11 protein-coding genes are annotated in these 12,276 nt (G+C 37.0%); 4 read left to right on the top strand and 7 right to left on the bottom strand.

Annotation, left to right across the window (positions count from 1 at the left end; translation table 11 throughout):
* Nucleotides 1–50 precede the first annotated feature (50 nt).
* From GN157_RS14675 to GN157_RS14660, 4 genes are all read right to left on the bottom strand, one after another.
* The gene (locus tag GN157_RS14675; protein WP_157484255.1) at nucleotides 51–479 is read right to left on the bottom strand and encodes a hypothetical protein; all 429 of its coding nucleotides are present in this window, start codon (nucleotides 477–479) and stop codon (nucleotides 51–53) included.
* The gene (locus tag GN157_RS14670) at nucleotides 476–814 is read right to left on the bottom strand and encodes a PadR family transcriptional regulator (RefSeq protein ID WP_157484254.1); all 339 of its coding nucleotides are present in this window, start codon (nucleotides 812–814) and stop codon (nucleotides 476–478) included. The genes GN157_RS14675 and GN157_RS14670 overlap by 4 nt, the downstream gene beginning before the upstream one ends.
* A gap of 99 nt (nucleotides 815–913) precedes the next feature.
* A complete protein-coding gene (locus GN157_RS14665) occupies nucleotides 914–3,088 on the bottom strand; it encodes a S9 family peptidase (RefSeq protein WP_157484253.1) in 2,175 nt (724 codons plus the stop codon).
* Between the two features lie 189 nt (nucleotides 3,089–3,277).
* The gene (locus GN157_RS14660) at nucleotides 3,278–4,477 is read right to left on the bottom strand and encodes an aminotransferase class I/II-fold pyridoxal phosphate-dependent enzyme (RefSeq protein ID WP_157484252.1); all 1,200 of its coding nucleotides are present in this window, start codon (nucleotides 4,475–4,477) and stop codon (nucleotides 3,278–3,280) included.
* Nucleotides 4,478–4,642: 165 nt separating this feature from the next.
* Between GN157_RS14660 and GN157_RS14655 the strand changes: the two genes are divergently transcribed.
* Both GN157_RS14655 and GN157_RS14650 read left to right on the top strand, forming a co-directional pair.
* Nucleotides 4,643–5,101: an Lrp/AsnC family transcriptional regulator gene (locus tag GN157_RS14655; RefSeq protein ID WP_035130857.1), complete on the top strand. Its 459-nt coding sequence runs from the start codon at nucleotides 4,643–4,645 to the stop codon at nucleotides 5,099–5,101.
* A gap of 31 nt (nucleotides 5,102–5,132) precedes the next feature.
* Nucleotides 5,133–6,767 carry a carboxylesterase/lipase family protein gene (locus GN157_RS14650; RefSeq protein WP_157484251.1) on the top strand — a complete coding sequence of 545 codons (1,635 nt, stop codon included), beginning with the start codon at nucleotides 5,133–5,135 and terminating at the stop codon, nucleotides 6,765–6,767.
* 78 nt (nucleotides 6,768–6,845) lie between these two features.
* Here the strand turns inward: GN157_RS14650 and GN157_RS14645 are convergent, their stop codons facing one another.
* Nucleotides 6,846–7,532 carry an OmpW/AlkL family protein gene (locus GN157_RS14645; protein ID WP_157484250.1) on the bottom strand — a complete coding sequence of 229 codons (687 nt, stop codon included), beginning with the start codon at nucleotides 7,530–7,532 and terminating at the stop codon, nucleotides 6,846–6,848.
* A gap of 315 nt (nucleotides 7,533–7,847) precedes the next feature.
* Here GN157_RS14645 and lpdA point away from each other — a divergent pair, with 315 nt between their 5' ends.
* Nucleotides 7,848–9,254, top strand: a complete 1,407-nt coding sequence (gene lpdA, locus GN157_RS14640; protein ID WP_157484249.1) for a dihydrolipoyl dehydrogenase — start codon at nucleotides 7,848–7,850, stop codon at nucleotides 9,252–9,254.
* 238 nt (nucleotides 9,255–9,492) lie between these two features.
* Here lpdA and GN157_RS14635 read toward each other — a convergent pair whose 3' ends face one another.
* A complete protein-coding gene (locus GN157_RS14635) occupies nucleotides 9,493–9,915 on the bottom strand; it encodes a DUF4293 domain-containing protein (protein ID WP_157484248.1) in 423 nt (140 codons plus the stop codon).
* A 199-nt stretch (nucleotides 9,916–10,114) separates the two neighbouring features.
* Between GN157_RS14635 and rho the strand changes: the two genes are divergently transcribed.
* Nucleotides 10,115–11,902, top strand: coding sequence for a transcription termination factor Rho (gene rho / locus GN157_RS14630; RefSeq protein ID WP_157484247.1), 1,788 nt, complete (start codon nucleotides 10,115–10,117; stop codon nucleotides 11,900–11,902).
* 53 nt (nucleotides 11,903–11,955) lie between these two features.
* Here the strand turns inward: rho and GN157_RS17860 are convergent, their stop codons facing one another.
* Nucleotides 11,956–12,123: a hypothetical protein gene (locus GN157_RS17860; RefSeq protein WP_197429467.1), complete on the bottom strand. Its 168-nt coding sequence runs from the start codon at nucleotides 12,121–12,123 to the stop codon at nucleotides 11,956–11,958.
* Nucleotides 12,124–12,276: the final 153 nt, after the last annotated feature.

Here is a 12,276-nt window from a genome sequence, read left to right as displayed (position 1 = left end):
TAATAAAATGTATTTAGGTTTAAAAAAAGGCGAAAGCCTTTTATAGTTATTTATATGTTTTTAGCATAAGACAGTTTATACCGATGGTAGAAATATATTGGTAGAAAGAAAATAGTAAATAGTGCAAAACCAAGGGTAACAATAATACTTGCTCCCGGCCAATGCATTATTTTAAAGAACTGACCAAAACATATAAGCATTGAACTTATCAAGCCAAGTAAATAAACAATTTTCTGTCTTTTCATGTTCTTTCTAAAAGCGATAAGTAAATAAGTGTCGCGTTCTATTGCCCTCATTTCATTATAACCGCCAAAGTTCTTTATAGCCTCTTTATAGGCTGTATCAAAATCATTATGTTCACTGTTTTCAATAAGGGAACATATATGATCCAGTACATCACTGTGAAGCTCTTCGGTTGTAAGTCCGTAAAACTTCAGGTTATCAGAGATATATTCTATTTGCTGTTCACTAAGTATCATTTGGCAACTTCTTTTTCTTTAAAAATAATAGATAATGTACTTATAAAGTTATTCAGTTCATCAGTAACCTGTTGCGCAGCCTTTATACCGGTACTGGTTACCTGATAGTATTTGCGTACCCTTTTGCCAATGTACATTTTCTCTGTTTCCAGTATGCCTTCAGCTTCCAGTTTATGGAGAATAGGGTATAGTGCTCCTTCAGATATATCAATCTTTCCTCTGGTTATATCCTTAACCGTTTGTGTAATTTCATAACCATACATTTTACCCTTATCATGAAGTAGTTTCAGGATAATAGGTTGTAGTGTTCCTTTGGTGAGTTCTTTACTATACATAATATAAATATACATTTTATTTAAATGTATATGTATAAAACGTATTATTTTTCATTTTAGTATAAAAAGAAAGGAGCCCTAAGGCTCCTTTATAATATCTTATTTTAAATGTGTATCAAAATAGTCGGCTATTTTGTGGTTCAGGTGAATCCTGTCTTTACCGCGAACATTATGTTCATGAGTAGGGTATAGGAAGTAATCAACCTGTTTTCCTGCAGTAATACAGGCATTAATAAACTGCATACTGTGTTGCTGTACAACCACATTATCCTGAGCACCGTGTATCATAAGTAGTCTTCCGTTTAATTTAGAAGCTTTGTTTACAACGCTTGCTTTTTCATAACCTTCAGGGTTTTCCTGTGGCATATCCATGTAGCGCTCACCATACATTACTTCATAATACTGCCAGTCGCAAACAGGACCTCCTGCAACACCTACTTTAAAGGTATCACTGTGATTAAGCATTAGGGAAGTAGACATGAATCCGCCAAAGCTCCATCCATAAACACCAATTTTATCCTGATTTACAAACGACTTTGATTTAAGGAATTCAACACCTTTCATTTGATCGGCCATTTCATTCTGACCAAGGTTTCTGTGAATTACATGTTCAAAATCACGTCCGCGTGCATCACTACCTCTGTTGTCCAGTGTAAATACAACATATCCCTGTTGCGCCATGTAGTAGTCAAATAGTGAAGCACCACCTAACCAGTCGTTAGTTACTAACTGTGCATGAGGGCCACCATATACATAAACCATTACAGGGTATTGTTTATTAGCGTCAAAGTTACCAGGGTAAATAAGTCTTCCGTTAAGAGGAGTTTTACCATCGGCAGCAGTTATAGTAACCAGTTCCATTTTAGGCAGTTTGGTTACGCCTGTATATGGGTTATCTGATTTTAATATAGATGTAGTTTTTTTAGAAGCTGTAGCTATAATGCTCACATCGTTTGGAGTAGTAGTATTGCTAAAGCTGTCAAGTGCTAAAGATCCGTCACTGCTCACCATTACAGAGTGTGTACCCGAGCCGTTAGTTATTTGTGTAGTTTTACCGGATTTAAGGTTTACCTGATATAATTGTCTGTCTAAACCATTGTTAGCAGTACCTACATAAAATACCGTTTTTCCTTTAGCATCAAAGTTTAAAAGCTCCATTACTACAACGTCGTTATAACCAAGGTTTTTGATTAGCTTACCATCGGTGTTATAAACATAAAGTTGCTCGTAACCGTTTTTCTCCGTTCTGTAAAGGAATTTATCATTACTGTTAGGAAGGAATGTAAGGTTGTGAAGTGGTTCTACATAGGTAGAAGCCTGTTCTTCAAAAAGAGTATTTACAAAGTTACCGGTAGCAGCTTCATAACGGTTAAGCTTTAAATGGTTTTGCTCGCGGTTAAGTACACCAACAAATACATATTTGTTGTCAGGACTCCAGGTTACACAGGTTAAAAACTGCTCTTTAGGGCCTTCGGTTTTAAGCGTGGTTTTAGTTTTAGAAGCAATATTGTAAATCACAAGAGTTACTTCTTCACTTTTCATCCCTGCCATTGGGTATTTTATATCATTTTCTTTTGCTATACGCTCGCCAAAGTTTACAAGCGGATAGTTTGCCACCATAGTTTCATCCTTACGGTAGTATAAAAGCATGTTGCTATCTGCAGACCACCACATACCTTTGTTAATACCAAATTCCTGACGGTGTACATAGTCGCTACCGTTTACAATACCTTTATCAGTATCGTTTGTAACGTTAGTATTGTTTCCGTTCTCATCGGTAATAACAATATTGTTTTCGTTTAACCACGCGGCTTTAGTTCCGTTTGGAGCCATAGTTTGCTGTGCAGCATCTGTAGAGAAAGAAACGGCATGTATAACCTCTTTTTTCTCTACGTCAAATAGTACAAGGTAAGTACCGTTTGTTCCTGTAGCATCAAAAGAAATAGTGTTTTTATCTTTCCACTCATATCTGTAAGGGAATATCTGAAAACTGAAATAATCAGAAGGGAATTTAGCTTTAAGGGCTGTTGTCAAGTCCTGTTTTGTTAGGAAAGTAGTTTCTTCCCAGTTAGACTCTTCACTTCTTGACATAAGTTTAGAGTAGGTATTGTCAAGATAAGTAATGGTTTTTGTATCAGTTCTCCATTGTGGAGCAGTTAGGCTTTTAGGTGCGTAGGCCTGATATTGCCCATAGGTAGCCTGCTCTATGGTAAGGTTTTGTTGTGCTGTTGCAACCATTCCCGTTAAAAGGAACAGCAGTAAAAGTTTTTTCATGTTTTTATATTTTATGGCGAATTTAATTAAACTCAATCTTATTCAGAAATATAATAATGCTAATTAGTACTGTTTATTACTGATTAGTTACAAAAAAACTGATTTAATTGAGTTGCTTTTTTGTGATTTAATAAAAAAATCCGTTTCAGGAGAAACGGATTTTTCAGTTGTTTATGTTTGAATACACACTTATAATATTCCAAGCTCCTGCATGCAGCTCTTCATCATATTATATGTTCTTTTAATATCATTATCAAGTCCTATTGAGAAACGAATAAGACCATCTGTTAATCCCATTTCAACCTGCTCCTCTATTGGTATTTCACTTGATGTAGAAGTACCCGGTGCACTGAATAAAGTTTTATAGAAACCTAAACTTACTGCAAGATAACCAAGGTTTCTGTGTTGCATAAGTTCCATAAGCTCGTTAGCCTTATCAAGAGAGCCAACATCAACAGTCATCATACCTCCAAAACCATACTCAGGGTTAATCATTTCTTTGTATAATTTGTGGCTAGGGTGGCTTTCAAGCCCAGGGTATACTACTTTTAATCCGTCTTGTTCGAAACGCTCAGCCAAATACGTAGCATTATGGCTGTGTTGTTTCATTCTTATGTGCAAAGTCCTTAAATTTTTAAGTATACTGGCTGCCCTAAGGCTGTCCATTGTAGGGCCTAAAAGCATGCTGGCACCATCGTTAACGTTGCGAAGTGCATCGATAAATTCCTGAGTACCGCAAACTACACCACCCACAGTATCACTACTTCCGTTAATGAACTTGGTAAGACTGTGTATTACCACATCAGCACCCATTTTAGCAGGCGATACAGATAGTGGAGAGAATGTATTATCTACAACTAGTTTAAGATTATGTTTTTTAGCAATTTTAGCAAGGCTTTCAATATCGGCAACCTCAAGTAACGGGTTACTTACTGTTTCACAGTAAAGAACTTTAGTGTTAGGGGTAATAGCTGCCTCTACCACATCAAGCTTAGTAATATCTACAAACGAAGTAGTGATATTAAGCTTAGGTAAAAAGTTTTTCATGAAAGCATAAGTACCGCCATATATAGTACGGCTTGATACTATGTGATCTCCGGCTCCGCAAAGTTGTAATAATACAGGCGTAATAGCTCCCATACCAGACGCTGCAACATTAGCAGTTTCTGTACCTTCCATAGCGGCAAGTGCCTGACCTAAATATAGGTTACTTGGAGATGAGTGACGGGAGTACAGGTAACATCCATCAGCATTTCCTTCAAATGTATCAAACATTGTTTTTGCAGAAAGGAATGTATAAGTAGATGAATCTGAAATTGAAGGGTTTACTCCTCCAAATTCACCAAAGTACTGTAAATCCTGTATATTATCGGCCGGATTGAATTTCATAAATGTGTTGTTTTTAATCGTTTATGTTTTCAAAGAGAATAAAAACTACTATAAAAATCAATGATAATCTATATATTTGGTTTTTATTTCTACTTAATCGTTATTATTTAGATTTAAAGTTTATAAAATAGTTTTAATTATAGTTTTTAACCGAAAATTTTTCACATGGCTTTTGATGCAACCGACAGGAAAATATTGATGCTGCTTCAGCAGGACAGTACCCGAACCACTAAAGAGCTCTCTTTAAAATTAAATCTATCTGTTACAGCGGTTTACGAACGTGTAAAAAAACTGGAGCGTGAGGGAGTTATTGATAGGTATGTGGCGGTACTGAACCAAAAAAAGGTAAATAGGGGGTTTGTAGTTTTTTGCCATTTAAAGCTTACCCAGCATGCTAAAGAATACCTTACTCATTTTGAACAGGAAGTAGTTAGGCTGGACGAGGTAATTGAGTGTTACCATGTAAGTGGTGATTATGATTACATCCTTAAAATTTTTGTTGCCGATATGGAGGAATACCGCGAGTTTATGGTAACCAAGCTTACAACCTTAAAGCACATAGGTAGTACTCACAGTACCTTTATGATTAGTGAAGTGAAAAATACCAATGTCATAACTTTATAGTTATCTTTACGCTTCAACCGAATCTATTATTATGAAAAAATACTTCTTGCTGCTTTTTGGCAGCGTTATTTTCACGTCCTGTACTCAGGAAAAAAAGTTAAACGATTTACAGGTACAAGTGGAGCAGGGGATACTTGAAGGTGTTGCCTTGCCAAGCGGAATACACAGTTTTAAAGGAATACCTTTTGCACAGCCACCTGTTGGCGAACTGCGATGGAAAGCACCACAGCCACCACAAAAATGGGAGGGTGTTTTAAAAGCCGATGCATTTAAAGATAATGCCATGCAAAAAGATGTTTTTGGCGATATGAAATTCAGGTCGTCCGGCATGAGTGAAGATTGTCTTTACCTTAATGTATGGGCTCCTGCTGATGCTAAAGAAAAAAAACTACCTGTGCTGGTGTATTTTTATGGCGGAGGTTTTGTGGCCGGAGATGGGTCTGAAGGGAGGTATGACGGAGAAACCATTGCTAGAGAAGGGATTATTACTGTAACGCTAAACTACAGATTAGGGATATTCGGGTTCTTTTCACACCCTGAACTTACTAAAGAGTCACCTAATAACGCATCGGGCAACTATGGTTTACTGGATCAGAATGCGGCTTTGGTTTGGGTTAAAAACAACATTGCTGCTTTTGGCGGAGATCCGGGTAAAATCACTATAGCGGGTGAGTCTGCCGGATCAATATCGGTATCAGCACAAATGGCTTCACCTTTATCAAAAGATTTAATTAACGGAGCAATAGGAGAGAGTGGTGCTATGATAAAACCTACTCTTGATGCTGTTCCTTTAAATGAGGCAGAACAAAACGGACTTGAATTTGCAAAACGTATTAATGCACAATCACTGGCAGATTTGAGAAAAATCTCTGCCGATTCATTACTGGAAGAGGCTTCAAAATGGGGTGCTTTTAATACAAGAGCTACTGTAGACGGTTATTTTTTACCAAAACTACCATCAACTATTTTTGCTGATGGTGAACAGGCAAAAGTACCTTTACTGGCAGGATGGACATCGGCAGAAATGCCTTATATGGCTTTCATGCAGGGACAATTCCCTAATCCGGAAAATTATGCTGCAAGGGTAAAACAAATGTTTGGTGATAAGGCCGAGGAGGTTTTAAAATTGTATCCGGGTACTACGCAGGAGGAAGTAATACAATCGGCTACTGCACTGGCAAGTGATAACTTTATAGTTTTCAGTACATGGAAGTGGGCAGAGCTTCATAAAAATACAACAGGACAACCTACGTATGTATACAGGTTTGCACAGCAACGACCTCCGTTAAAGTCGGAGTTGGGTAATGTTAAAGAAGGTCTCGCCGGAGGAATAATTAAAGAAGACGGAGAAAAGAAAGAGAATGAAATGCCTGCAGCACTGCCGGGAGCATCACATGCTTCTGATATTGAATATCTGTTGGGTAATCTTAACAACAATGAACTTTATAACTGGACGGAAGAAGATCATAAAGTATCCCAAACCGGAGTAAAGTATCTGGCTAATTTTATAAAAACAGGCAATCCAAATACAGAAAACCTGCCGCAATGGCCTGTTAGTAAAGCTAATGAAACAATGAATGTGCTTACTATTGGAGCGCAAACAGCTGCCGAACCAGAGCAACACAGGGACAGGTATTTATTCCTTAATACTTATTACGGATTTTAATAGTAAATTATAAAAAATCAAAAAGGCTGTCACTCCCTTAAAGCGACAGCCTTTTTTACATCTATAAAAAACTACGAACTAAAATGTATAGCCTATACCCACACCTAATAAAAGAGGGTTAATATCTACATCGGCTGGTATGCTAAGTCCCGGTGCAAGGTTGGAACCGTCTACAGTTACATCAGTATTAAGGAACAGCTGTTTGGCATCGGCATTAATGTAAAATTTATCACTTATTTTGATGTCAAAACCAAGTTGTAACGCAAAGCCTACGCTGTTATCATAATCTACATCATGTACAGTATTACCCGGTTTTACATCATAAAAAATAGTATAGTTGATACCGGCACCTACATAAGGTTTAAATATTCCGTCAAAAGTGTAAAAATGGTATTGTACAGTAAGGGTAGGAGGTAGTAATCTTACACTACCCAAGTCAACATCGGCACTTGTTGGTCCGCCAATAGCTGAAATGTCAGAGCCTGTAGTTTTTACATCATGTTTTGAAGTACCTAAAATAAGTTCGGCAGCTATGTTTTTGGTAAAAAAGTAAGTAAAGTCCAGTTCAGGGATAAACGTACTGCTTATGTCAGCATCTCCGCCAATAATTCCTATATCAGCACTTTCGTTAGGTAATACACCTACGCCGCGTACACGAACCATCCATCGGTTAAAGTCGGCAGAATCATTATTGTTGTCCTGAGCAGTTGCAGTTGTGGCACAAAATAGTGAAGCTGCCATTGCTGCAAATAATATTTTTTTCATGGTTTTGTGTTTTTAAATTATACACCAAAAGTAGGGTGTCTTACAGGGGAAAAAACTGACATAAATCATGGTTTGACAATTACTTTATCTGCATACTATAAGGGATGTTTAAAGAGGTGAGTTTTGCGGCTGTAATGTATTTTTAACACCTTTTTAAGCTTTTTTGTTTTAAGTTTTATGATTTAAAGCCGGTGGTATCACAAATTAACATTGAGGATAGAAAATTAAAGTCATGTTTTTGACTTTTGTACTACCCAAAAGAAAAAACTTCGCTAAATTTGCCTTACAAAATTAAAACACACAAAAAGTTATATTATGAGTTCATTTGACGTAGTCGTTATAGGCTCTGGACCCGGCGGATATGTTGCCGCTATCCGTTGTGCACAACTAGGTTTTAACACAGCAATCATAGAAAAATATCCAACCCTTGGAGGAACCTGCCTTAACGTAGGTTGTATTCCGTCTAAAGCACTTCTTGATTCATCTCACCACTATCATGATGCTATCTCTCACTTTAAAGAGCACGGTATTGATATCCCGGGAGAGATAAAAGTAAACTTTGAGCAAATGATTGCCCGTAAACAGGGTGTTGTAGATCAAAACGTAAGCGGAATTAAATACCTTATGGATAAAAACAAGATAACTGTTTTTGAAGGTGTTGGTTCTTTTGAAGATGCTACTCATATTAAAGTAACTAAAAACGACGGTTCTGAAGAGACTATCGAAGCTAAAAACACTATTTTGGCTACAGGTTCTAAACCATCTTCATTACCATTCATTAAAATTGACAAAGAAAAAATAATCACTTCTACAGAAGCACTTAAGCTTAAAGAGGTTCCTAAGCACCTTATCGTTATTGGTGGTGGTGTTATTGGTCTTGAGCTTGGTCAGGTGTACCTTCGTTTAGGTGCTCAGGTATCTGTAGTTGAATATCTTGACAGAATCATTCCTGGTATGGATGCAGGCTTATCTAAAGAGCTTACTAAAGTACTTAAAAAACAAGGAATGAAATTCTATACTTCTCACAAAGTAAAATCAGTAGAAAGAAACGGAGAAGGAGTACAGGTGCAGGCAGAAAATGCTAAAGGAGAAACGATTACTCTTGATGGTGATTACTCATTAGTCTCTGTAGGTCGTCGTCCGTTTACAGATGGTCTTAATCTTGATAAAGCAGGTATCAAAGTATCTGACAGAGGACAAATTGAAGTAAACGATCATTTACAAACTAACGTATCTAATATTTACGCTATTGGTGATGTTGTTCGTGGTGCTATGTTAGCGCACAAAGCAGAGGAAGAAGGTGTATTTGTTGCTGAAACTCTTGCAGGACAAAAACCTCATATCGATTATAACCTAATTCCGGGTGTTGTTTACACATGGCCGGAGGTTGCTGCTGTTGGTAAAACAGAAGAGCAATTAAAAGAAGAAGGTGTAAAATACAAATCAGGAAGTTTCCCGTTCAAAGCATTAGGACGTTCCCGTGCAAGTATGGATACTGACGGGTTTGTTAAAATCCTTGCTGATGCTGAGACTGACGAAGTTCTTGGTGTTCACATGATTGGTGCTCGTGTTGCTGATCTTATCGCTGAGGCTGTAACTGCAATGGAGTTTAGAGCATCTGCCGAAGATATTTCAAGAATGTCTCACGCTCACCCAACCTATGCTGAAGCTGTTAAAGAAGCTGCTCTTGCCGCTACTGCTAACAGAGCATTACATGTATAATTAATAGTAATTCAATTATATATAGAAACCCCGCTATAAGCGGGGTTTTCTTTTTATTAGAAGTAATTTATACTAATAATAATTCATGTTTGGTATTGCTCTTTTTAAAGAAAGCTTACAAGGTGTAACAAGTGTTATTAAAATACATGAGTAATTAAAAAAGTAGGAGTGGGGTAAACAAAAAATCCCCGCTTAAAAAAGCAGGGATTTAACGCACTAATAAACTAAGTTAAAAGGTTTATCTCAATCGGTCTACTGATTTTACGAGATCTTCGTCCTTTTTGATAGCCTTATTGGCAAGGCTTAAAAAAACGATAGAAACAATAGGAAGAAGCATCCCAATACCCTTCTCTGAAATGACAAGATCTTTGTCAGTCTCTCCGGATAAGTTTAGCGACCTGAAAATGAATAATCCTAATAAAATTAAATTTAATATTATATTAAGCCTGCCCATTACAAACTGGCTTTTTCTTTTTTTAAATGATACTATACTTACTAAAGATAACGTAGCGCTTAACCCAAATAGTGCAATGTATCCTAAATTTTCCATAAACATGAATCCGTTACCGGAAGCAGTAGTCCATAAAGGGAAAACAAATGGCAAAACGCCGGCAGATACAAGGGCTATTAATAGGTATATGGTTTGTATTCTTTGTAACATTATCTCTTGTTTGCTGCACAAAAATATGGTTTCTTTTTTAAAAAATACTATTGCACAGTAAAAATAAATTCGTATTATTGCAAGACATAACCATAAGTGCTTCATTCTCCGAAGCATTAGATTTCAAATAAAAATTACACCCTTCACTTTTTATTTATTAAATTGAATACACTCTCAATAATTTAATTAACATTGATGCATGTTTGATATTTCCGAACTAAAAGAAATGAAGCTGACTGAGCTTCAGGAAATTGCTAAAAAAGCTAAAATCAGTAAATACAGAGGCTTAAAAAAAGACGAACTTGTTTACCAGATTTTAGATCACCAGGCTGCAAATCCAACCCAAATCAAACCTTTGTTTGATGAGTCGGGTGCGGCTAACGAAGCACTACCACAAGACAAAGCTGAAAAGCCTAAAAGGGCAAGGATAGCTAAAGAAAAACCTGCGACCCGAACTAAATCAGAAACGGGATCACAGGTAAAGGCTGAAAATAAGCCTGATGTAAAAGAGATAAAAACTCCTGAAGTTAAACCTGCAGAGCAGGAACAAAAGACACAGGATAAGAATTTTGCCAAGAAGAAGCCTGAACCAAAAATTCAGCAGCGTCCTGTAAAAGAACAGCCCGCAGCAGAGGTTAAAAATGATGCTCCTGCAAACAGTACTACACCTCAGGCTAAAGACGATAATAAAAAAAGGAATCCTACCCAGGATAACAGGCAGAAAAACCAAAAACCTGCCGATAACAAGCCTACTAAAGCTCAATTGAGTGAAGAAGAGAGGCTTGCTCAAATTGAAAGAGCTAACGCTAACAATCCAAATCATCCAAGTTATAAAAAGAAACAAAATTTCAGAGAACCTGATTATGAGTTTGACGGAATTATTGAAAGTGAAGGAGTACTTGAAATGATGCCGGATGGTTATGGTTTCCTTCGTTCTTCTGATTATAACTACTTAGCATCTCCTGATGATATTTATTTATCCAATTCGCAAATCCGTTTATTCGGTTTAAAAACAGGAGATACGGTTAAAGGTGTGGTTCGCCCGCCAAAAGAAGGTGAGAAATATTTCCCTCTTGTAAGGGTTTTAAAAATAAACGGACACGATCCGCAGGTAGTAAGAGACAGAGTTTCTTTTGAACATTTAACTCCGCTTTTCCCTGAAGAAAGATTTAACCTTGCTAATAAGCAAAGTACCATTTCTACAAGAATTATTGATTTGTTTTCACCTATAGGTAAAGGACAGCGTGGTATGATCGTTGCGCAGCCTAAAACAGGTAAAACAATGTTACTAAAAGATATAGCCAACTCTATCGCGGCTAACCACCCTGAAGTTTACCTTATTGTATTACTTATTGATGAGCGTCCTGAAGAGGTTACCGATATGCAGCGTAGCGTAAGGGGAGAGGTTATTGCTTCTACCTTTGATGAACCTGCAGAACGCCACGTAAAAGTTGCCAACATAGTGCTTGAAAAAGCAAAACGTTTGGTAGAGTGTGGTCATGATGTAGTGATACTGCTTGACTCTATTACCCGTTTGGCAAGGGCTTACAATACGGTACAGCCTGCATCGGGTAAAGTATTGAGTGGTGGTGTTGATGCAAATGCGCTTCAAAAACCAAAACGTTTCTTTGGTGCTGCACGTAATATTGAAGGCGGAGGTTCTTTAAGTATTATTGCTACTGCACTTACTGATACCGGTTCTAAAATGGACGAGGTTATCTTTGAAGAGTTTAAAGGTACAGGTAACATGGAGCTTCAGCTTGACCGTAAAATTGCTAACAGACGTATATTCCCGGCTATCGACCTTACTTCGTCAAGTACGCGTAGGGATGATCTTCTTCTTGATGAGAAAACCATACAGCGTATGTGGATCATGAGAAAGTATCTGGCAGATATGAACCCTGTGGAGGCAATGGACTTTATAAACGACCGTTTCAAGAAAACTAGGAACAACGAAGAGTTTCTGCTTTCCATGAACGATGATTAATATAAAAAAGCCCCTGTAATTACAGGGGCTTTTTTATTACTTGATGGTATCGGCTATTTTTTCATTTTAAAAATAAGCCAAACAATCAGTACCAGTACTGCTATTACGATAAAAACACCTACACTCACACCTACCTGAAATATATCGCCGGCCAGTTCACATCCGGTTAGGGATACCAGCATAAGTAATAATAGGGCAGGTTTTAAAATACTCTTTTTCATAGCTTTTTGCTTTTTGGTTATTATTATAAAGTTAAAGCACTTAAAATCGTATTTCGTTAAAATTGAATTAATGTTGAAATGCTACTGGTAAATACTGAAATTAAATATGTGGTGTTATTTTTTCTAATTCTGTTTTTTCACTACTTTTACACT

Origin of the sequence: Flavobacterium rakeshii (assembly GCF_009741375.1) — a bacterium.
GTDB classification, from domain to species: Bacteria; Bacteroidota; Bacteroidia; order Flavobacteriales; family Flavobacteriaceae; genus Flavobacterium; species Flavobacterium rakeshii.
This window is presented reverse-complemented; position numbering and strand designations above follow the sequence as displayed.

Excerpts from the sequence above, each read along its gene's own strand:
- GN157_RS14675 (WP_157484255.1), bottom strand. The coding sequence starts at position 479 with ATGATACTTAGTGAACAGCAAATAGAATATATCTCTGATAACCTGAAG.
- GN157_RS14670 (WP_157484254.1), bottom strand. The coding sequence starts at position 814 with ATGTATAGTAAAGAACTCACCAAAGGAACACTACAACCTATTATCCTG.
- GN157_RS14665 (WP_157484253.1), bottom strand. The coding sequence starts at position 3,088 with ATGAAAAAACTTTTACTGCTGTTCCTTTTAACGGGAATGGTTGCAACA.
- GN157_RS14660 (WP_157484252.1), bottom strand. The coding sequence starts at position 4,477 with ATGAAATTCAATCCGGCCGATAATATACAGGATTTACAGTACTTTGGT.
- GN157_RS14655 (WP_035130857.1), top strand. The coding sequence starts at position 4,643 with ATGGCTTTTGATGCAACCGACAGGAAAATATTGATGCTGCTTCAGCAG.
- GN157_RS14650 (WP_157484251.1), top strand. The coding sequence starts at position 5,133 with ATGAAAAAATACTTCTTGCTGCTTTTTGGCAGCGTTATTTTCACGTCC.
- GN157_RS14645 (WP_157484250.1), bottom strand. The coding sequence starts at position 7,532 with ATGAAAAAAATATTATTTGCAGCAATGGCAGCTTCACTATTTTGTGCC.
- lpdA (WP_157484249.1), top strand. The coding sequence starts at position 7,848 with ATGAGTTCATTTGACGTAGTCGTTATAGGCTCTGGACCCGGCGGATAT.
- GN157_RS14635 (WP_157484248.1), bottom strand. The coding sequence starts at position 9,915 with ATGTTACAAAGAATACAAACCATATACCTATTAATAGCCCTTGTATCT.
- rho (WP_157484247.1), top strand. The coding sequence starts at position 10,115 with ATGTTTGATATTTCCGAACTAAAAGAAATGAAGCTGACTGAGCTTCAG.
- GN157_RS17860 (WP_197429467.1), bottom strand. The coding sequence starts at position 12,123 with ATGAAAAAGAGTATTTTAAAACCTGCCCTATTATTACTTATGCTGGTA.